The sequence below is a fragment of the Pseudomonas veronii genome (assembly GCF_002028325.1).
Classification (GTDB): Bacteria; Pseudomonadota; Gammaproteobacteria; order Pseudomonadales; family Pseudomonadaceae; genus Aquipseudomonas; species Aquipseudomonas veronii.
In genome coordinates, this window is record NZ_CP018420.1 from 1,377,405 (window position 1) to 1,395,171 (window position 17,767).

Below are 17,767 nucleotides of genomic sequence, written 5' to 3' on the forward strand. Positions count from 1 at the left end.
TATTTTATGAAGCCCATTTTTGTACCTTCAGAGCTGCATCCACTTATTAAATGGCAGATCATTCGTAGTGCTCGTGATCAGGATTTGTCCGCCAGTGACTACGCGGCTATGTCCGATTATCCAATGCAGGATAAAAATAAATCGGCCTTCTTGGCGTACCGGCAGGGCCTGAGAGATATTCCTAATCAGGGGGCCGATCCTGACGCCGTTATATGGCCGCCTAAGCCTGAGTTCCTCAAATAAGCCCACCGCGAAAGCGGTTTTTTTTCGTCTCCCCAAAGCCCCTCCCGCAGGGGCTTTGGTGTTTTCCACCCGGAGAATTCAACACATGCCTAACCGCCAAACCTACACCGTCCTCATCCCATTCCCCATCGGCGCCGGCCATTGGTCCACCGCTGGCCAGGAACTGGAACTGCTGGACGTCGAAGCATCCGCCCTGCGCACCGCCGGCCGCTTGGAACTGACCAGCGTCCTCAATACCACCCCCAAGAAGGCTGAATAATCATGGCTGAGGTTTTGAACTTCGAGCACAACGGCATCACTGTGAACGCAACTGAGTCCCCCGAGGCCATGGGTGGCCTGGGGGATAACGTGATCGGCCTGGTCGGCACCGCGCCGAATGCCCACGCGTCGATCCCGAAAAACGCCCCGTTCCGCATCAACAGCTTCACCACCCAGGCGCTGCTGGACCCTACCGGCAGTGAGGCGGGCACGCTGTTTCAGGCGGTGTACCAGATCCTCAAAGTGGTCAAGGTACCGGTCTACGTGGTGATCGTGGAGGAGGGCGCTACCCCGGCTGACACGATCAACCATGTGATCGGCGGTAACGAACCGGTCACCGGGCGCAAACTTGGCCTGGCGGCCCTGAGCAGTGTGCCGGAAGACCTGACCATCATCGGCGCCCCAGGCTTCACCGGCACCAAGGCCGTGGCGAGCGAGTTCGCCGCCTTCGGCAAGCGCATCAAGGCCCGTGTGGTGCTGGATGGCAAGGACGCCTCTGTTGCCGATCAGGTGACCTACAGCGGCGAACTGGGCGGTGCCGATCTCGGTTTCGACCGCTGCCTGCTGGTACACAACATGCCGTCGGTGTACTCCAAGGCCGCGAAGAAGAACGTGTTTCTTTCGCCGTCGTCCCTGGCCATCGCTGCACTGGCCAAGGTCAAGCAGTGGGAAAGCCCGGGTAATCAGGTGACCTTCGCCGAGGACGTTTCCCGCGTGGTCGAGTACAACATTCTCGACACGTCCACCGAAGGCGACCTGCTCAACCGCTACGGCGTGAGCTACTACGCCCGCACCATCCTCGGCGGTTTTTCGCTGCTGGGTAACCGCTCAATCACCGGCAAGTTCATCAGCTACGTCGGCCTGGAAGACGCCATCAGCCGCAAGCTGGTCAAGGCCGGCCAGAAGGCCATGGCCAAGAACCTCACCAAGTCCTTCATGGACCAGGAGGTCAAGCGCATCAACGATTGGCTGCAAACCCTGGTCGCCGACGAAACCATCCCCGGCGGCAGTGTGTACCTGCACCCGGAGTTGAACAGTGTCGAGAAGTACAAGAACGGCACCTGGTTCATCGTCATCGACTACGGCCGCTATGCGCCCAATGAACACATGATTTATCAACTCAACGCCCGCGATGAAATCATCGAGCAGTTCCTGGAGGACGTTCTCTAATGTTTACCAACCGAGTCAGACAGGCCATTGCGGCCACCCTCCAAGGCCTGCCGCTGTCCGCGACCGTGGAAGAGTTCACCCCGCCGAAGATCGAGTTCGACATGGAGTCCATGTCCGGCGGGCGCTTCATTGCCGAGGAAATGGCCAAGAGCGGCAAAGTGCTCAACGCCAAGCTGATCCTGCAAGGCGCCGGCCCGGAAATCATGCTGGCCCTGGGCGTGCGGATGGGGGACGACATTCTGCTGAACGTGCGTGAAGCCGGCCAGGATCAGGACGGCAAGACCTACTTCACCTACCACACCGTGGGCGGCAAGCTCAAATCCCTGGAGGAGGCAAAGCTGAAGATGGGCGAGAAGGCCACCACCACGCTGGAGCTGTCCTGCCGCACCTATAACCGCCTGGAAAACGGCATTTCGGTGATCGACATCGACGTGCGTACCCAGAAGTTCGTCCTCAACGGCGTCGATATTCTGGGCGACGCCCGCCGCGCGGTGTTGATGCCGTAACCCCCCCGGGGGCGGGCTCGCTCGCCCCCATACTTGACCAAGGAATTGCCCCATGGCCTGGATGCCACCGCTGCACCTCCTGCTGGCCCCGATCACCGCCGACACCGGCGCGACGATCGAGCAGGTGCAACTCAAACCGCTGTACTACGCCGCGCAAAAAGACGCGCTGGCCCGGGCCGGTGATGACGAGGACGACCAGTTCTTCGAACTGGCGAAACTCGCCACCGGCCTGTCGGAAAAAGAGCTCGACCAACTCAAGCGCCCGGACTACGTGAGCATCGCCCAATACGTACATGAGATGTCGACGCGCCCGGCGTCATTCTTCCTGCAAGCGCCCGAAGCTGCGACCCACGACCAGCCCGTCCACCTGCTGTTGCCCCTCGACGCGGCCGGCCGCACCTGGACCGAGCTGCCCCTGGAAATGCCCGCCCTGCGCGCGACCAAAGTGATGAAAAAACTCGCCACCAACAAAGAGCGCGCCGAGTTCATCACCGCCCACTGCACTGGCCTGATGATCCCCGACCTGGCCGGCCTGACCGTGCCTGACTGGACGGAATTGCAGGAGCGCATCGATGATTTTTTAAACAAACCGGCGGACTTCTTTCGGAGCGCGACATCGAAGTGATCCTCGACGTGGTGCCGCTGATTTACTCGGTCAATGAAGCGGAAATCCTCGACTGGGACGCCGGAAAAGCACTGCGCCGCTACGACATCGCGATCACTCGCCTTGGCGTCAAACAGGAGTAAGCGGGATGCAAGAGACTCAATACGAGATCAGACTCGCCGAAGAAGACAAGCGCTGGATGACCTTTGCGGCCCTGTCCAACGAGGCGACACTCAACAGTGTGCTGAGCCCCCTTCCTGATAGTTTTGTCGGGCCTTCCAGCCTGGATGCCGAACCGCAGCCATCGTCGGAACTCGGTCTGGCGCTGGTCACGGTGAGCCTGGATATCAACGCCTTGACCCTTGAGCAAGTGCGGTTGCGCGAGACGTTGGAAACGCTCAACAGCACATTATTCATTACCAGTGATTCACTGGCGCTCAGGACGGTCGATAGCGCCTCGCAGGCGCAGAACAGTCAACCCAAGGAGCCGTCGCCGGCCGCAGACTCCTGGGTCGACAAAAGCCTGCAGTTCGGGGCCGATGCGGCGAAGACCATTGCCAAGGATGTGGGCTCGAGTTTGTGGGATACGGCCAAGAGCAGGGTCTCGGGCAAGGCCATCGATGCACTGGCGCAAAAGTTTCCCAAAGCCGGCAAGTGGCTTAAAGACGACAAAGACAAAGACAAAGACAAAGACAAGGACTGCTGCTGCAGCGGCGAGTCTCTTCGTGGCGCCGTTACCCCGAGCATCATCTTGCCGCCTGGCTATGAGCGTTCTGGCGGGAAAAAGACTTCCGCGAAAAAAACCGCCAAGTCGACGCGGTGGCGGGAGTTGCCCGTCCCCCGTGGCCTCGGCCCGTTGAAGTATGCCGACACCGCCATCAATGTGATCCAGGGCATACGCGATGGCGACGCAAAAGCAGTCACCACCGGCCTGTCTACGGCCGGTGGTGCCTGGGCCGGCGCCTCTGCCGGCGCGGCCATTGGCACTCTGGTTTTGCCTGGCATCGGCACGGCTGTAGGCGGCGCAATCGGCGGCTTGCTCGGCAGCGAAGCGGGCGCTTGGCTTGGGGACAAACTGTTCAGCCCCGCTGACCGCCTACCCGCACCCAATGCCGTCAGCAAGGAACTCAACAGCGCACGCACGGACAACGTGCAAGTCACCCTGGCCCCCAGCATCCAGATCACCGGCGTCAACCCCGCCGATGCCCAGCAGGTGGTCAATCAGGTGATCCAGGCTCTGCAATTCCAATGCCTGCCGATGCTCTCCGACACCCTCGGGGTTCGGCGCAATGCGGCACTGGCCGATCCAGGAGGTGATTGATGCGACAACAGATGGTGCTGGGCGATTTTATTTTTGGGCTGTCCCGTGGGTTTGCCTATTCCTCGCTGACCCGTAACAGTGACGGCGGCTGGGCTGACCTGACGATTATCGCGAGCAAACCGCAGTCGCGACAGAACGGTCAGAAGCTGGAAAAACTCACCTTCAGCGGCACGGCGATGTACGGCGTGGGCATGCAACGCCTGGACGAGTTGCGCGCCCTGCAAAATCTACGCGTGCCGCTGCCACTGGTGGATGGCATTGGCCGCAACTGGGGCCTGTGGCGGATCAATTCGGTGATGGAAACCCAAAGCAACGTGATCGATGACGGTACCGCCATGCTCATGACCTGGAGCCTTGAATTGGAGGAATTCATCAATGCGTAGAGTGCGAAGTATTGCCGGTGATTCGGTCAACCTGCTGCTCTACCGCGAGCTGGGGCGTTGCGATGATGCCGCGGAAGAAACCCTCTGGCGCTTGAACCCCACGCTTGCCGAATACGGCCCGGTGCTACCGGCTGGCGTGTGGGTGATCGTGCCCGAAATGGCTTCGCGGCCGGCGGCGTTGCGCCTCGTTTCGGCGTGGGATTAAGAAGGAGGCTACATGGCTCAGGGATTTACGCCCATTGTGGAGTTCTATGGCGCCAACGCGGCGCTGCTCAATCAACGTCTGATGCACTGGAGCCATACCGACGCGGCGGGCCTTGAGTCCGACCGCCTTGAACTGACGCTCAACATCGAGGGCCTGGAGGGCCTGCCCAGCCTGAGTGGCAAGATCGGTTTGCGCGTCGGTTATCAAGAGTCCGGCTTGGTGGAAAAAGGCGAATTTGTCATTACCCAGCGCACGCCGGTGCTGTTTCCCATGCGCTTGCTGATCGTCGCCACCGCGGCGCCCTTCAGCGCGGGCGATGCCAGTGGTTACCGCCAGCGTCGATCCGCCAGTTATGGACCGATCACCCTGGGCGCGCTGTTTCGCCAGCTGGTCAGCCGCCACGGCTATTCGCCGAGGGTGGCACCGGCGCTGGAGGGCATTGCGATTGCCCACATCGACCAATCCAATGAAAGCGACATGGCGTTCATCACCCGCCTTGCCAAACGTTATGGCGCCGTCACCAAACCGATCAACGAACTGTACGTGCTCGCCGAGGCCGGGCAGGTCAAGTCACTCTCCGGCCAGCAACTGCCGGACGTGACACTGTCGGTCACCGAGGACAATCGCCCCGGCGATCAAGCATTCATCACCGCCAAGCTCGACGAAACCTCGCGCGCCAAATACCAGGGCAGCCGCGTCACCTGGTGGGATGCCGCCGCGGGCAAGCAGCGGGTGGTTCAGGTCGGGGTTGCGCCCTTCAAGACCTTGCGCCAGCGCTGCCAGAACGAAGCCGAGGCGCGGGCGGTGGCTGAGGGTGAATTGCGCCGCGTGGGCCGTGAAGACCTCAAGCTGCAGATCGATTGTCCGGGGAACCCGCTGTTATCGGCCGAAGGGCTGTTGCTGCTGGATGACACCTGGCCTTCCTACATGCAGGGGCGCTGGTCGATCACCAAGGTGACGCATGTCGGTGACCCGGTGACGGGCTATCGCAGTTCGGTCACGGCCGGCGGGTTGTCGGCGTAGTACCTTTTACGGAGTAGGCACCATGCTGATAACACTGCCCCAGCTTCTTTACATCATGCCGGGCGCCCGCCTCAGCGCGGGCATTTTTCTATCCCCGTTAAATGCGGCATTCGCTCGCTACGCGATCGACAATCCGAAACGCCTCGCCGCCTGCCTCGCCCAGATCGGCCACGAATCCGGCGAGTTGCACTACGTCCGCGAACTGGGCAGCGATCAATACCTGAGCAAATACGACACCGGCAGCCTGGCCGTTCGCCTGGGCAACACCGCCGACGCGGATGGCGACGGCCAGAAGTACCGGGGCAGGGGGCTGATTCAGGTCACCGGGCGTCGCAACTATTTAATCTGCAGCCAAGCGCTGTTTGGCGATGAGCGCCTGCTGCTGCAACCGGAACTGTTGGAGCAGCCGCAATGGGCCGCCGAATCCGCCGCCTGGTTCTGGCAAAGCAACGGCCTGAACGAACTGGCGGACAACGACCAGTTCACCACCATCACTCGGCGTATCAACGGCGGGCTCAATGGTTTGGAAAACCGCCTGCAGCTGTGGGCACGGGCGAAGGCGGTGTTATGCGTTTCCTAGGGGCTTGGCGCCTGATCGGTGTGTGCCTGTTGGTGGCGCTGACTTGGCAGGTGCAGGCCTGGCGATTGGGTGCGCAGATGGAGCGGCAATCAACTGCTCATGCCCAGGCGCTCAGTCAGCAAAATCAGGCGGCCTTGCGTCAACAACAGGCCGAATACGACAAACGGCTGGCCCTGGAGCAACAACTCAGCGCCATTGACCAACAACATGCTCGGGAGTTGAGCGATGCACAACGTCATCAGGCCGCTCTGCGCGATCGCCTGGCCACTGCTGATGTGCGGTTGTCAGTCCTTCTCGACGCCAGCGACAGCGCCAGTGGTTGCGCAATGCCTGCCGCCACCGCCGCCGGCGGCGTGGTTCATGCAGCCACGCGAGCCCGACTTGACCCGGCGCATGCTCAGCGAATTATCGCCATCACCGACGACGCGGATAACGCCGTGATCGCCTTGCGCGCCTGTCAGGCGTATGTGCGGGCCATCGTGCGTTAGTGTCTTGATGCACGCTGCAACTTGCATGGCCGATGGGCTCATGTAGGGTAGGCCAATGCCCGCTCATTCCAGGAGACCTCCGTGAAAGAAATCACCCAACTGGCCGCTGAACTGGGTCGACGTCTACAGGTGCTCAATGCCCACGTCACCACCGCCGAGTCCTGTACCGGCGGCGGCATCGCCGAAGCCATCACGCGCATACCGGGGAGTTCGGCGTGGTTCGAGGCGGGATATGTCACCTATTCCAACCGGCAGAAAACTCGGCAGCTGGATGTGCCGGAGGCACTGTTCGGCAAAGTGGGGGCGGTCAGCCGCGAGGTGGTGGAGGCCATGGTCAGGGGCGCCCAGGAAAAAAGCCTGGCGCGCTTTGCCGTGGCGGTCAGCGGCGTGGCCGGGCCCGATGGCGGCTCGCCGGAAAAACCGGTGGGCACGGTATGGCTGGCGTTCGGCGTGGGTGACGAGGTCACGGCCGAGCGCCAGCACTTCCCCGGCAACCGCGATGAGGTCCGCCGACAAACGGTAAAGGCCGCGCTAGAGGGCTTGTTGCGACGAGCTGCAGCAGAAATAGAAAATCAGGGGTAGGCGATCTCCGATCTTTGTGGAACAATACTGTCTACTTATACAGGTGTTGGCCGTCAGGCCTTATTGATTACGTGAGGACTTTAATGGACGAGAACAAGAAGAAAGCCTTGGCTGCGGCCCTGGGTCAGATCGAACGTCAATTCGGCAAGGGTGCCGTAATGCGTATGGGCGATCACGACCGTCAGGCGATCCCGGCTATTTCCACTGGCTCTCTGGGTCTGGACATCGCGCTCGGCATTGGCGGCCTGCCAAAAGGCCGTATCGTTGAAATCTACGGTCCTGAATCTTCCGGTAAAACCACCCTGACGCTGTCGGTGATTGCCCAGGCGCAAAAGATGGGCGCGACCTGCGCGTTCGTCGACGCCGAGCACGCCCTGGACCCTGAATACGCCGGCAAGCTGGGCGTGAATGTTGACGACCTGCTGGTTTCCCAGCCGGACACCGGTGAGCAAGCCCTGGAAATCACCGACATGCTGGTGCGCTCCAACGCCATCGACGTGATCGTGGTCGACTCCGTGGCGGCCCTGGTGCCAAAAGCTGAAATCGAAGGCGAAATGGGCGACATGCACGTCGGCCTGCAGGCCCGTCTGATGTCCCAGGCGCTGCGTAAAATCACCGGTAACATCAAGAACGCCAACTGCCTGGTGATCTTCATCAACCAGATCCGGATGAAGATCGGCGTCATGTTCGGCAGCCCGGAAACCACCACCGGTGGTAACGCGCTGAAGTTCTACGCGTCGGTCCGTCTGGACATCCGCCGTACCGGCGCGGTGAAGGAAGGTGACGAGGTTGTCGGTAGCGAAACCCGCGTCAAAGTCGTTAAGAACAAAGTGGCCCCGCCATTCCGTCAGGCTGAGTTCCAGATCCTCTACGGCAAGGGTATCTACCTGAACGGCGAGATGATCGACCTGGGCGTGCTGCACGGTTTCGTCGAGAAATCCGGTGCCTGGTATGCCTACAACGGCAGCAAGATCGGTCAGGGCAAGGCCAACTCGGCCAAGTTCCTGGCGGACAACCCGGATGTCGCCGCCGCGCTTGAGAAGCAGATCCGCGACAAGCTGCTGACCCCCGCGCCGGACGTGAAAGCTGCAGCCAACCGTGCGCCGGTTGACGAAATGGAAGAAGTCGACACTGACGTCTGAAGCAAACGATGACCGTTGTGCTGGATACACTCGTCGCCGTTCGGCGCACTGCGATGGACCTGCTCGCGCGTCGCGAGCATGGTCGAGTCGAACTGACGCGTAAACTGCGTCAGCGCGGTGCGTCCGCTGAGATGATCGACACTGCCCTCGACCGGTTGACGGAAGAAGGGCTGCTGTCGGAAGCCCGTTACCTCGAAAGTTTTGTGTCCTACCGAGCGCGCTCCGGCTACGGCCCGGCGCGAATTCGTGAAGAGCTGAGCCAGCGCGGCCTGCAACGCGCCGACATCGACCTCGCCCTGCGCGAGTGCTGTATCAGCTGGCAGTCACAGCTGGAAGATACCTGGCGTCGCAAGTTTTCTGGGCATCTTCCGATTGATGCCAGGGAACGCGCGAAACAAGGGCGCTTCCTGAGTTATCGCGGGTTTTCGATGGAAATGATCAATCGGTTGTTCAGCGGTCGGGACATGGACGACTGAACAACGCAAAAAATAAAAGGCCCGCTATGAAAATAGCGGGCCTTTTTTTTTGCTCAAAAATCACGCCGGCTCCGGCGCCACCCGTTGTTGTGTCTTGCCCTGAGCCTGCGCCCAGTTCTCCGGCAAGTTGATGTAGTCCACCAACTCCCGCAACCGACCCTGATCACGCCCGTTGAAGTTGAACACCAGTCGCGTCAGATGACTGAACTGCGGCTCATCGTGCTCTTCTCCGGTGTAGGCGAGCTGCTGGAAGTCTCCACTCAGTCGCAGGCTGGCGAACTCTTTTTGCACCTGAGCCAGCGCCCGCTCACTGAGCGGATGATTCATGCGTATCACAAACTCACGCTTCAGCCAGCGGGTAGAGTGGAAGTTGGCATAAAACTGGTTGATCTCGTCTACCGCGGCTTCAGCGCTGTACACCAGGCGCATCAGCTTCAGGTCGGTGGGCAGCACATAGCGATTGGCTTCCAGCTGGCTGCGGATAAAGTCCAGGGCGCCTTGCCAGAAACCGCCACCTGGTGCATCGAGTAACACCACCGGCACCAGTGGGCTCTTGCCGGTCTGGATCAGCGTCAGTACTTCAAGCGCTTCATCCAGGGTGCCGAAACCGCCGGGGCACAACACCAGCGCATCGGCCTCCTTGACGAAGAACAGCTTGCGCGTAAAGAAGAAGTGGAACGACAGCAGGTTCTCGGTGCCGTCGATGGTCGGGTTGGCATGCTGTTCGAACGGCAGGGTAATGTTGAAGCCCAGGCTGTGCTCCAGGCCGGCACCTTCGTGGGCGGCGGCCATGATCCCGCCGCCGCCGCCGGTGATCACCATCAGATCGGAGCGCGCCAGTGCCGCGCCCACTTCCCGGGCCAGGGCATAGAGCGGGCTTTCCACCGGCGTGCGCGCCGAGCCGAACACCGTGACTTTGCGCCGCCCCTTGAACTGTTCCAGCACGCGGAAGGCGTGGTCCAGTTCGCGGATGGCTTGCAAGGTGATTTTGGCGTTCCAGCGGCTGCGGTCGTCCTGCGCCATGCGTAGCGCGGTGAGGATCATGTCGCGATAAAGGGGGATATTCGGGCTGTTGGGTGCGATCAACTGGAGTTGAGCTTCGACCTGCTGCGTGAGGTCGACCCCGTTTGCTTCAAAATGCTGGAGCAGGCGGTCATTCGGTTCGTAAGGCATTCAACTTCTCCTTCTTCACAGAGCCTGGGCGGGCGGCGAAATATTCGTCCGTGGCCACGACACTGCATGTGTCGCTGCATGCCCATGGCATTGCACAGTGTTCGCCAAGCGGCAAAGCGCGACTCTGTATGTTCCTTGTGATTTAAAAACCTTTGCACTGCACATGGCAGGAGGACAACTCTGTTTTGCCCTGAAAATGTTACAGAACAGCATGGGAACTGGGCTGAGCGGGTTGTGGGAATGAGACGATCATGGGCCGAAAAACCCTTGGCTGGCAACCGCTTATTGGTCTCACGTCACAGCGTGCAGCGTTCGGCGGCAAACACAAACGAGGGAATTGCGCGCCACTGGACAGCAGCGCGCGGGGGGCATGCGCGAGTTACTTTTTCTTCTTCGCCGCAGTCGGTGCCGGGCAGTCTGCTTCGACGAATTTCACCGAAGCCACCGGGCGGTTGGTCTTGTTTTCGGTGATCTCGTAGCGCATCACCGCGCCCTTGGCCATCAGCTCGCGGTAGCCGTGGTTCAGGCACACGCTTTGTCCGAGCTGGAAATACACCGCCTTGGGGTTGGCACGCATCTGTTCGGCACGATCGGGCAGCACGCTGAGGTGATCGATCAACTGCATGCCTTCAACGGTGTAGGCGACTTCCAGGGTTTTTTCATCGATTTCCCGGGGCAGGTCTTTGTTGCTTTCAGCCGCGACGCTTTGCAGCTTCTTGTTCATTTGGGCCTCCAGCAGCGAGGCCGCCTGGGCGCCAACAGGCAAGACCAGCGCGAGGGCGACGGATGGGGCGACAAGACGCAGCATGGAACGCAGCATGAAACTCTCCTGATTCGGTTACTGGTGCATAGACCAGCCACTGGGCTGTGCGTTCAGTGGCGCGCAATTATAGGTGAGCCCTGGCCGGTACAGCCAGGCGTATTGCTGGGAAGTGCGTGTGGCTCTGGTAAACTGCGGCCACTTAAGCCTTCCTCGAGTTCCCCCAGTGTCGATTTTCCTTTCCGTGCGGCGCATCCGATGAGCCACGCCGTCTCTCGTCTGCGTACCCAGCGCCTGGCGCGCGCCATCAGGCCTTTCGTCAATCGGGGGTCGCGTGCCGAGCGCTGCCCCGGCTGCCGGGTGATCCCCGCGTATTGCTTGTGTGCCTGGCGGCCCAAGGTCCAGGCCCGGTCTGCAATGTGCCTGTTGATGCACGACGTCGAACCGATGAAGCCCAGCAACACCGGCTGGCTGATCGCCGATGTGATTGACGACACCAGCGCGTTCGCCTGGTCACGCACCGAGGTCGACCCCGGGCTGCTCACTTTGCTGGCGGACCCGCAGTGGCAACCCTACATCGTGTTCCCCGGCGAATTCGTCGCGCCGGAACGGGTTGTCAGTGAGGTCAAGGTGGGGGAGGGCAAGCGCCCGCTGTTTATCCTGCTGGACGGCACGTGGAGCGAAGCGCGCAAGATGTTCCGCAAAAGTCCCTATTTGGAGCATTTGCCGGTCCTCAGCCTGGCCCCCGAGCAGCTGTCGCGCTACAAACTGCGTCGTTCCAAGCGGGATGATCATTTCTGTACCGCCGAAGTCGCCGCGCTGTGCCTGGAGCTGGCCGACGACGGCGCGGCCAGCGAAGTGCTGGACGCTTACCTCGACGTGTTCAGCACCCATTATCTGGCCGCCAAGTTCCAGTTACCGCTGGACTCGACGGATATCGTCCATACTCGTCTAGCGCCCTACATCCCGGCGGTATAACCAGACGACGTTTGCATGATGGCACCGTAAATCCGACAACCGCTAAACTGCCCATTGGCGTAGTGCTTGACCACCCAGGCTACGCTGGGCATGCTGGGCGCCGATCAGGGCGCAACCGTGAATTTCCAACGTCGTTTCAGGTGCTTTTGACGTTGAGCATGCCCTGTGGTGATGGCTGCCTGGCCGTTACCTTGTGTATTGGCGAACCCTGAACCCATCAGGGCTGCCATAAAAAACAGGATCATTTAATCAATGGCCACATACGAAATCCTGATAGCTGATGACCACCCGCTGTTTCGCAGTGCGCTGCATCAGGCAGTAACGCTGGGCTTGGGCCCCGATGTCCGTCTGGTTGAAGTGGCCAGCATTGCCGAGCTGGAAACCCGCCTCACCGAAAAATCCGACTGGGACCTGGTGCTGCTCGACCTGAACATGCCTGGCGCCTATGGGTTTTCGGGGCTGGTGCTGTTGCGCGGGCAATACCCGCAGATTCCCGTGGTGATGGTCTCGGCTCAGGAAGAAGCCGATGTAGTGGTGCGCTCCAAGGAGTTTGGCGCCAGCGGTTTCATTCCCAAGTCGAGCTCCATGGAAGAGATCCAGAAAGCCGTGCGCGCGGTGCTGGAGGGCGATGTGTCCTGGCCGCCGCAAGCGTTTGAAGAGATCAACGTGTCCGACGAAGCCAAGGCTGCCCGCGATGGCCTGGCCAGCTTGACGCCCCAGCAGTTCCGGGTGCTCACCATGGTCTGCGAAGGCTTGTTGAACAAGCAGATCGCTTACGAGTTGAGCGTGTCGGAAGCGACCATCAAGGCCCATGTCACCGCGATCTTTCGCAAGCTGGGGGTGCGAACGCGAACCCAGGCGGCGTTGCTCTTGCAACAACTTGAGTCAATTTCGCAGCATTAAGCTATTGTCGATTCACGCTTTTTTGACTTTGCGTGATCTAGTTTTCCCACTTCTTTGGTTCAGTTGCCTACATCTATGTCGCCTTTCAAGGGTCAAACCGGTATCAAACGTATCTTCAACGCAGGGGGCTATTCCCTGGATGGCCTGCGCGCAGCCTTCACCGGTGAGGCGGCCTTCCGTCAGTTGGTGTTGCTGAACGTCATCCTGATCCCGCTGAGTTTTTTCCTGCATGTCAGCCGCGTCGAACGGGCGCTGTTGATCGCGGTGTGCCTGCTTGCGTTGATCGTCGAGTTGCTCAACTCGGCCGTGGAAGCGGCCATCGACCGCATTTCCCTGGACCGTCACCCACTGTCGAAAAACGCCAAGGACATGGGCAGCGCCGCGCAATTCGTGGCACTGACCATGATCACCCTGGTGTGGGCCGTGATCCTGATCTAAGCCTCAGGCAATGTTCGGCAGCACGATTTCGTCGCTGCGCTGAACCCCGGCGGTGAAGGCGCGGCACAGCTCGAGAAACTCGCGCATCGCCGAGGTTTGGTACTTTTGCTTGTGCCAGATGAAGTAGAACTGCCGGGCCAGGTCCAGGTCCGGGGTTTCTACCGGTACCAGGCTGCCGCGGCGGAAAGCATCGCGCAGCGCCAGCCGGGAAATGCAGCCAATCCCCAGCCCCGACTCCACCGCACGCTTGATCGCTTCGGTGTGTTCCAGCTCGAGGCGAATGTTCAGCGCGCTGCGATGATGGCGCATGGCCTGATCAAAGGTCAGGCGCGTGCCCGAGCCCTGTTCGCGCAGGATCCACGCTTCGTGGGTCAATTCTTCCATGCTGGCGACACCGCGCTGGGCCAGGTGATGCTGAGGCGCGCAAAATACCACCAGCTCATCTTCCACCCAGGTCTGCACTTCGATATCCGGGTGGCTGCAGTCGCCTTCGATTAGACCCAAGTCAATTTCATAATGCGCAACCTGGTGCACGATATGTGCAGTGTTCTGCACGTGCAGCTTCACCTGGCTCTCGGGGTGCTGCTGCATGAAGCTGCCGATCAGCAGCGTGGCCAGGTAATTGCCGATGGTCAGCGTGGCGCCGACGGCCAGTGAACCGAAGCCAGACTTGCCGTTGAGCAGGTCTTCGATCTCCTTGGCCTGGTCCAGCAGGGCTACCGCCTGGGGCAACAACTGACGGCCGAGGGCGTTGAGGCTCAGGCGTTTACCCGCCCGGTCGAACAACTGACAGCTGGATTGACGCTCCAGCTCGGTGATTGAGGTGCTGGCGGCGGATTGAGATAAGGCCAGAAGGCCAGCAGCGCGTGAGACGCTTTCCTGCTGGGCGACGGCGACGAAGACTTGCAGCTGACGGAGAGTAAATCGCATATCGATATAACCGATAACCCTTATCTTAATAATCCAGTTAACAGATATTGTCGCCGCCATTAGAATGCTGTGCAATTGCGCACTTATCATTTTGGCGCAGACCCATCTCCAGGAGTCCCCCGTACATGAGCAACATGAACCACGAGCGTGTCCTCAGTGTTCATCACTGGAACGACACTCTGTTCAGCTTCAAGTGCACCCGCGATCCGGGCTTGCGCTTCGAGAACGGTCAGTTCGTGATGATCGGCCTGCAACAACCCAACGGCCGCCCGCTCATGCGCGCTTATTCGATTGCCAGCCCGAACTGGGAAGAGCATCTGGAGTTCTTCAGCATCAAGGTGCCTGATGGCCCGCTGACCTCCCAGTTGCAGCATCTGAAGGAAGGCGACGAGATCATCATCAGCAAAAAACCGACAGGCACCCTGGTGCTTGACGATTTGAAGCCGGGTAAACACCTGTACCTGCTCAGCACCGGTACCGGCCTTGCGCCATTTATGAGCGTGATCCAGGACCCGGAAACCTATGAGCGTTTCGAAAAAGTGATCCTGTGCCACGGCGTGCGTTACGTCAACGAAGTCGCCTACCGCGAATTCATCACCAAGCACCTGCCGCAGAATGAGTTCTTCGGCGAAGCCCTGCGTGAAAAGTTGATCTACTACCCCACCGTGACCCGCGAACCGTTCGAAAACCAAGGCCGTCTGACCGACCTGATGCGCAGTGGCAAGCTGTTCCGCGATATCGGCCTGCCACCGATCAACCCCCAGGACGACCGCGCCATGCTGTGCGGCAGCCCAAGCATGTTGGACGAGACCAGCGAAGTGTTGAACAGCTTCGGCCTGAAAGTTTCGCCACGCATGCGTGAGCCGGGTGACTACCTGATCGAACGCGCCTTCGTCGAGAAGTAAACGCGGTCAAAAAAATGTGGGAGGGAGCTTGCTCCCGATTGCTGAGTGTCAGTCAATGCATCCGGTGACTGACCCGCCGCTATCGGGAGCAAGCGCCCTCCCACATTGGTTTTTGGTTTATTTAGCTGCAATCACTTCCAGCACACAGATGACGCCCGCCTCGGGATAGTGCCAGCGCACATCCACGTCCCAGAACTGCGCGCCATATTCCCGCTCGGGCCCGGGTGTTTGATAGGCCGGCCGCGGGTCTTGCGCCAAACACTGTTCGATCAACGCCACCAGCGGTTCAGCAAGGCGCTGAGCGTGGCCTTGCGCCTGGTGCAGAGCCGTCTTCAGCCATTGCACGGGAATCAGTGGCGGCGTGCCATTGGCGATGCCGTTGGTGGCGTTGTCGACAATGTCGGCATACGGCACATACGGCTTGATATCCAACACCGGCGTGCCATCGAGCAGATCGATCCCGGAGATCCACAACCGGCCCGGTTCGACCTTGTCCAGCTTCACCACCGACTGGCCAATCCCGTTGGGCCGATGGGTCGCACGGGTGGCAAACACGCCCATGGACTTATTGCCGCCCAGACGGGGCGGGCGCACTTTCAGGCGGGGTTTGTCTTCCAGGGCCTGGTGGAACAGAAACAGCAGCCACACATGGCTGACCTGCTCCAGGCCCTGCACCGCCTCGCCGTGGTCGAACGGCGCGACCAGCTCCAGCACGCCGCGGGCGGCAGGCGCCAGTTGCGGTTGGCGCGGGATGGCGAACTTCTCCTTGAAGCAGGAGCGCACGAAGCCGACGGGCGAGACCTGGTAACTCATGGCTTACGCGCGAACCCGCAGGGTCAGGCCCTTGAGGAAGTTGCGCAGCAACTGGTCGCCGCAGGTGCGGTAATTGGTGTGGCCGAACTTGCGGAACAGCGCGCTCAGCTCAGGCTTGGACACCGGGAACTCGGCCGCCTTGAGGATGGCGTGCATGTCGTCTTCCTTCAGTTCGAAGGCCACGCGCAGCTTCTTGAGGATGATGTTGTTGGTCACCGGGGTTTCGATCGGTTGCGGCGGACGGCTGTCGTCCTTGCCGCGCTTGAAAATCACCAGGCCGTCAAGGAAGTGCGCCATGACCTCGTCCGGGCAGAACACAAAGCCTTCTTCCTCGTCTTTCTTGAGGTAAGTCAGCAGGTCTTCCTTGGTCACGTCCATGCCGCCGAGTTTGATCAGCTCGACCATCTTGTTGTCGCTGATGTCGAGCATGTAGCGCACGCTGCGCAGTACGTCGTTGTGAATCATGGTGGGCAATCCTGGTTTTCAACGGTGGACACCGCCCACGCAGGCGGTGTCGAAAAAGGGGGAGTGGCTCAGAACTTCTCTTTGCCGGACAGGTAACGCCATTGGCCGACCGGCACCTTGCCGATGGACACGCCGCCGATGCGGATACGACGGATGGCGATGACTTTCAAGCCGACAGCTTCGCAGAACAAGGCGATCACCCCCGGTTGCGGGTTTTTCATCGCAAAGCGCAGGCGGTTTTCGTTCTGCCAGCTGGCTTTCACCGGCGGCAGCTCTTTGCCTTTGTAGGTCAGGCCATGGTTGAGGCGGTTCAGGCCGTGAGCAACCATGTCACCTTCGACCTCCACCACGTATTCCTGCTCGATCTTGGCGGCATCGGCGGTCAGTTTGCGCAGAATCTTCCAATCCTGGGTGAACACCAGCAGGCCGCTGGCCTTGGCTTGCAGGTCAGCGCTGGCGGTCAGGCGCAGGAAGTGGCCCTTGAGCGGGCGCTTGCTGAAGCGGTGTTCTTCCGACAGCGTTTCGGCGCTGATCGACGCCATTGCCGTCTCGGCATCCACGCCCACCGGCGCGTGCAGCAGGATGGTCACAGGCTCTGGCGCGGTGGCCTTGGCCTCGGGGTCCAGTTCGACCTTCTGGGTGGTGACCTTGAACTGTGGCTCGTCGATCACTTCACCGTCCACCGAGACCCAGCCGCCTTCGATAAACAGCTCAGCCTCCCGACGGGAGCAACCGACCAGTTCGATAAGGCGTTTGGAGAGGCGTATGGGGTCAGTCATGACAAGGGCCGTAGCAAAAGGGGGCCGCTATTGTACCTGTGTGGGCGCGGTTAATCCCGGCCCCATTTCATTTAGCCCCGACGCGCCTCTTGCTGCACCTGGCGCAAACGCATGTGCAGCAGCGGATAAGGCTGCCCCAGGCCATCATGCTCCGTGCGGCCGATGACTTCGAAGCCTTGCTTGAAGTAAAAGCCCAGCGCCTGCGGGTTCTGTTCGTTGACGTCCAGCTCATCGGCGTTCATGCGCTCGATCGCGTAACGCAGCAATTGCCGGCCGAGGCCCTGGCCACGGTGCTGCGGGTCGATGAACAGCATCTCGACCTTGCCCGCGGCCACCCCGGCGAACCCGGTGATGCGCTGGCGCGTGTCCTTGGTGCAGATCAGCATCACCGCATCGAGGTAGCGGGTCAGCACCAGGTTTTTCAGCAGCGTGATGTAGCTGTCCGGTAGAAAGTCATGGGTGGCGCGCACCGACGCCTCCCAGATCCGCGCCAACTCGGCGTAGTCGCTGGTTTTTGGGGTGTGGATAACCGAATGCTGACGCATGCCCGCTGCCCTTTGTGGATGTTCGGTGTCGATGGGCAAAACGATAGACCTAAAAAAGCCCCGCATCTTGTCCAGAAGCAGGGCTTTTTCACTTTTT

At 60.5% G+C, this 17,767-nt stretch carries 26 protein-coding genes; 19 read left to right on the plus strand and 7 right to left on the minus strand.

What is annotated here, in order from left to right; genetic code table 11:
• Positions 1-6 precede the first annotated feature (6 nt).
• From PverR02_RS06215 to recX, 15 genes are all read left to right on the plus strand, one after another.
• A complete protein-coding gene (locus tag PverR02_RS06215) occupies positions 7-243 on the plus strand; it encodes a tail fiber assembly protein (protein WP_079442961.1) in 237 nt (78 codons plus the stop codon).
• A gap of 85 nt (positions 244-328) precedes the next feature.
• Positions 329-502, plus strand: coding sequence for a hypothetical protein (locus tag PverR02_RS32250; RefSeq protein WP_167379480.1), 174 nt, complete (start codon positions 329-331; stop codon positions 500-502).
• Positions 503-504: 2 nt separating this feature from the next.
• Positions 505-1,671: a phage tail sheath protein gene (locus PverR02_RS06220; RefSeq protein ID WP_017844650.1), complete on the plus strand. Its 1,167-nt coding sequence runs from the start codon at positions 505-507 to the stop codon at positions 1,669-1,671.
• Positions 1,671-2,177, plus strand: coding sequence for a phage major tail tube protein (locus tag PverR02_RS06225; RefSeq protein WP_017844651.1), 507 nt, complete (start codon positions 1,671-1,673; stop codon positions 2,175-2,177). The genes PverR02_RS06220 and PverR02_RS06225 overlap by 1 nt, the downstream gene beginning before the upstream one ends.
• 52 nt (positions 2,178-2,229) lie before the next feature.
• Entirely contained in the window at positions 2,230-2,802 is a 573-nt protein-coding gene (locus tag PverR02_RS06230) for a phage tail assembly protein (RefSeq protein WP_046384528.1), read from the plus strand.
• Positions 2,799-2,924 carry a hypothetical protein gene (locus PverR02_RS32855; protein ID WP_017844653.1) on the plus strand — a complete coding sequence of 42 codons (126 nt, stop codon included), beginning with the start codon at positions 2,799-2,801 and terminating at the stop codon, positions 2,922-2,924. The genes PverR02_RS06230 and PverR02_RS32855 overlap by 4 nt, the downstream gene beginning before the upstream one ends.
• Positions 2,925-2,929: 5 nt before the next feature.
• Positions 2,930-4,102 (plus strand): hypothetical protein, encoded by a 1,173-nt coding sequence (locus tag PverR02_RS06235; protein WP_079442962.1) that lies wholly within the window; start codon positions 2,930-2,932, stop codon positions 4,100-4,102.
• Positions 4,102-4,485: a phage tail protein gene (locus tag PverR02_RS06240; protein WP_079442963.1), complete on the plus strand. Its 384-nt coding sequence runs from the start codon at positions 4,102-4,104 to the stop codon at positions 4,483-4,485. Before PverR02_RS06235 ends, PverR02_RS06240 begins: the two co-directional genes overlap by 1 nt.
• The gene (locus tag PverR02_RS06245; RefSeq protein ID WP_017844656.1) at positions 4,478-4,690 is read left to right on the plus strand and encodes a tail protein X; all 213 of its coding nucleotides are present in this window, start codon (positions 4,478-4,480) and stop codon (positions 4,688-4,690) included. Before PverR02_RS06240 ends, PverR02_RS06245 begins: the two co-directional genes overlap by 8 nt.
• Positions 4,691-4,702: 12 nt before the next feature.
• Complete coding sequence (locus PverR02_RS06250; RefSeq protein ID WP_079442964.1) at positions 4,703-5,713, plus strand: contractile injection system protein, VgrG/Pvc8 family; 1,011 nt, start codon at positions 4,703-4,705, stop codon at positions 5,711-5,713.
• A 22-nt stretch (positions 5,714-5,735) separates the two neighbouring features.
• Positions 5,736-6,293 (plus strand): glycoside hydrolase family 19 protein, encoded by a 558-nt coding sequence (locus tag PverR02_RS06255; protein WP_079442965.1) that lies wholly within the window; start codon positions 5,736-5,738, stop codon positions 6,291-6,293.
• Entirely contained in the window at positions 6,281-6,781 is a 501-nt protein-coding gene (locus PverR02_RS06260; protein ID WP_079442966.1) for a lysis system i-spanin subunit Rz, read from the plus strand. Before PverR02_RS06255 ends, PverR02_RS06260 begins: the two co-directional genes overlap by 13 nt.
• Before the next feature lie 81 nt (positions 6,782-6,862).
• A complete protein-coding gene (locus PverR02_RS06265) occupies positions 6,863-7,363 on the plus strand; it encodes a CinA family protein (protein ID WP_017844660.1) in 501 nt (166 codons plus the stop codon).
• An 83-nt stretch (positions 7,364-7,446) separates the two neighbouring features.
• Positions 7,447-8,505, plus strand: coding sequence for a recombinase RecA (gene recA, locus PverR02_RS06270; RefSeq protein WP_017844661.1), 1,059 nt, complete (start codon positions 7,447-7,449; stop codon positions 8,503-8,505).
• A gap of 8 nt (positions 8,506-8,513) precedes the next feature.
• The gene (gene recX, locus PverR02_RS06275) at positions 8,514-8,981 is read left to right on the plus strand and encodes a recombination regulator RecX (RefSeq protein WP_079442967.1); all 468 of its coding nucleotides are present in this window, start codon (positions 8,514-8,516) and stop codon (positions 8,979-8,981) included.
• Positions 8,982-9,041: 60 nt separating this feature from the next.
• Here the strand turns inward: recX and PverR02_RS06280 are convergent, their stop codons facing one another.
• Positions 9,042-10,154, minus strand: a complete 1,113-nt coding sequence (locus PverR02_RS06280; protein WP_046384508.1) for an LOG family protein — start codon at positions 10,152-10,154, stop codon at positions 9,042-9,044.
• Positions 10,155-10,533: 379 nt separating this feature from the next.
• On the minus strand, positions 10,534-10,974 hold the full coding sequence (locus PverR02_RS06285) for a PA3611 family quorum-sensing-regulated virulence factor (protein WP_046384507.1): 441 nt from the start codon (positions 10,972-10,974) through the stop codon (positions 10,534-10,536).
• Between the two features lie 198 nt (positions 10,975-11,172).
• Here PverR02_RS06285 and PverR02_RS06290 point away from each other — a divergent pair, with 198 nt between their 5' ends.
• The 3 genes from PverR02_RS06290 to PverR02_RS06300 all read left to right on the plus strand — a co-directional run bounded on the left by PverR02_RS06290 (position 11,173) and on the right by PverR02_RS06300 (position 13,233).
• On the plus strand, positions 11,173-11,892 hold the full coding sequence (locus tag PverR02_RS06290; RefSeq protein WP_026139758.1) for a tRNA-uridine aminocarboxypropyltransferase: 720 nt from the start codon (positions 11,173-11,175) through the stop codon (positions 11,890-11,892).
• A 252-nt stretch (positions 11,893-12,144) separates the two neighbouring features.
• The gene (erdR, locus tag PverR02_RS06295; RefSeq protein ID WP_017844666.1) at positions 12,145-12,795 is read left to right on the plus strand and encodes a response regulator transcription factor ErdR; all 651 of its coding nucleotides are present in this window, start codon (positions 12,145-12,147) and stop codon (positions 12,793-12,795) included.
• 75 nt (positions 12,796-12,870) lie between these two features.
• Positions 12,871-13,233, plus strand: coding sequence for a diacylglycerol kinase (locus PverR02_RS06300; RefSeq protein WP_017137081.1), 363 nt, complete (start codon positions 12,871-12,873; stop codon positions 13,231-13,233).
• Between the two features lie 3 nt (positions 13,234-13,236).
• Here PverR02_RS06300 and PverR02_RS06305 read toward each other — a convergent pair whose 3' ends face one another.
• A complete protein-coding gene (locus PverR02_RS06305; protein ID WP_046384505.1) occupies positions 13,237-14,163 on the minus strand; it encodes a LysR family transcriptional regulator in 927 nt (308 codons plus the stop codon).
• A 125-nt stretch (positions 14,164-14,288) separates the two neighbouring features.
• Here PverR02_RS06305 and fpr point away from each other — a divergent pair, with 125 nt between their 5' ends.
• Positions 14,289-15,068: a ferredoxin-NADP reductase gene (gene fpr / locus PverR02_RS06310; RefSeq protein WP_017844669.1), complete on the plus strand. Its 780-nt coding sequence runs from the start codon at positions 14,289-14,291 to the stop codon at positions 15,066-15,068.
• A 117-nt stretch (positions 15,069-15,185) separates the two neighbouring features.
• Here the strand turns inward: fpr and tsaA are convergent, their stop codons facing one another.
• The 4 genes from tsaA to PverR02_RS06330 all read right to left on the minus strand — a co-directional run bounded on the left by tsaA (position 15,186) and on the right by PverR02_RS06330 (position 17,670).
• Positions 15,186-15,881: a tRNA (N6-threonylcarbamoyladenosine(37)-N6)-methyltransferase TrmO gene (gene tsaA, locus PverR02_RS06315; RefSeq protein ID WP_046384504.1), complete on the minus strand. Its 696-nt coding sequence runs from the start codon at positions 15,879-15,881 to the stop codon at positions 15,186-15,188.
• A 3-nt stretch (positions 15,882-15,884) separates the two neighbouring features.
• Complete coding sequence (locus tag PverR02_RS06320; protein WP_017844671.1) at positions 15,885-16,346, minus strand: YehS family protein; 462 nt, start codon at positions 16,344-16,346, stop codon at positions 15,885-15,887.
• Positions 16,347-16,414: 68 nt separating this feature from the next.
• Positions 16,415-17,125: an rRNA pseudouridine synthase gene (locus PverR02_RS06325; RefSeq protein ID WP_017844672.1), complete on the minus strand. Its 711-nt coding sequence runs from the start codon at positions 17,123-17,125 to the stop codon at positions 16,415-16,417.
• Positions 17,126-17,196: 71 nt separating this feature from the next.
• Positions 17,197-17,670 (minus strand): GNAT family N-acetyltransferase, encoded by a 474-nt coding sequence (locus tag PverR02_RS06330; protein WP_046384503.1) that lies wholly within the window; start codon positions 17,668-17,670, stop codon positions 17,197-17,199.
• Positions 17,671-17,767: the final 97 nt, after the last annotated feature.

Bases quoted from the DNA above. Each gene is read 5' to 3' on its own strand.
- PverR02_RS06255 (WP_079442965.1), top strand. From the start codon at position 5,736: ATGCTGATAACACTGCCCCAGCTTCTTTACATCATGCCGGGCGCCCGC.
- PverR02_RS32250 (WP_167379480.1), top strand. From the start codon at position 329: ATGCCTAACCGCCAAACCTACACCGTCCTCATCCCATTCCCCATCGGC.
- PverR02_RS06260 (WP_079442966.1), top strand. From the start codon at position 6,281: ATGCGTTTCCTAGGGGCTTGGCGCCTGATCGGTGTGTGCCTGTTGGTG.
- PverR02_RS06230 (WP_046384528.1), top strand. From the start codon at position 2,230: ATGGCCTGGATGCCACCGCTGCACCTCCTGCTGGCCCCGATCACCGCC.
- PverR02_RS06250 (WP_079442964.1), top strand. From the start codon at position 4,703: ATGGCTCAGGGATTTACGCCCATTGTGGAGTTCTATGGCGCCAACGCG.
- PverR02_RS06235 (WP_079442962.1), top strand. From the start codon at position 2,930: ATGCAAGAGACTCAATACGAGATCAGACTCGCCGAAGAAGACAAGCGC.
- PverR02_RS06225 (WP_017844651.1), top strand. From the start codon at position 1,671: ATGTTTACCAACCGAGTCAGACAGGCCATTGCGGCCACCCTCCAAGGC.
- PverR02_RS06290 (WP_026139758.1), top strand. From the start codon at position 11,173: ATGAGCCACGCCGTCTCTCGTCTGCGTACCCAGCGCCTGGCGCGCGCC.
- PverR02_RS06325 (WP_017844672.1), bottom strand. From the start codon at position 17,125: ATGACTGACCCCATACGCCTCTCCAAACGCCTTATCGAACTGGTCGGT.
- erdR (WP_017844666.1), top strand. From the start codon at position 12,145: ATGGCCACATACGAAATCCTGATAGCTGATGACCACCCGCTGTTTCGC.
- PverR02_RS06330 (WP_046384503.1), bottom strand. From the start codon at position 17,670: ATGCGTCAGCATTCGGTTATCCACACCCCAAAAACCAGCGACTACGCC.
- PverR02_RS06280 (WP_046384508.1), bottom strand. From the start codon at position 10,154: ATGCCTTACGAACCGAATGACCGCCTGCTCCAGCATTTTGAAGCAAAC.
- PverR02_RS06305 (WP_046384505.1), bottom strand. From the start codon at position 14,163: ATGCGATTTACTCTCCGTCAGCTGCAAGTCTTCGTCGCCGTCGCCCAG.
- PverR02_RS06320 (WP_017844671.1), bottom strand. From the start codon at position 16,346: ATGATTCACAACGACGTACTGCGCAGCGTGCGCTACATGCTCGACATC.
- tsaA (WP_046384504.1), bottom strand. From the start codon at position 15,881: ATGAGTTACCAGGTCTCGCCCGTCGGCTTCGTGCGCTCCTGCTTCAAG.
- recX (WP_079442967.1), top strand. From the start codon at position 8,514: ATGACCGTTGTGCTGGATACACTCGTCGCCGTTCGGCGCACTGCGATG.
- fpr (WP_017844669.1), top strand. From the start codon at position 14,289: ATGAGCAACATGAACCACGAGCGTGTCCTCAGTGTTCATCACTGGAAC.
- PverR02_RS06215 (WP_079442961.1), top strand. From the start codon at position 7: ATGAAGCCCATTTTTGTACCTTCAGAGCTGCATCCACTTATTAAATGG.
- PverR02_RS06220 (WP_017844650.1), top strand. From the start codon at position 505: ATGGCTGAGGTTTTGAACTTCGAGCACAACGGCATCACTGTGAACGCA.
- PverR02_RS06285 (WP_046384507.1), bottom strand. From the start codon at position 10,974: ATGCTGCGTTCCATGCTGCGTCTTGTCGCCCCATCCGTCGCCCTCGCG.
- PverR02_RS06300 (WP_017137081.1), top strand. From the start codon at position 12,871: ATGTCGCCTTTCAAGGGTCAAACCGGTATCAAACGTATCTTCAACGCA.
- PverR02_RS06245 (WP_017844656.1), top strand. From the start codon at position 4,478: ATGCGTAGAGTGCGAAGTATTGCCGGTGATTCGGTCAACCTGCTGCTC.
- PverR02_RS06240 (WP_079442963.1), top strand. From the start codon at position 4,102: ATGCGACAACAGATGGTGCTGGGCGATTTTATTTTTGGGCTGTCCCGT.
- recA (WP_017844661.1), top strand. From the start codon at position 7,447: ATGGACGAGAACAAGAAGAAAGCCTTGGCTGCGGCCCTGGGTCAGATC.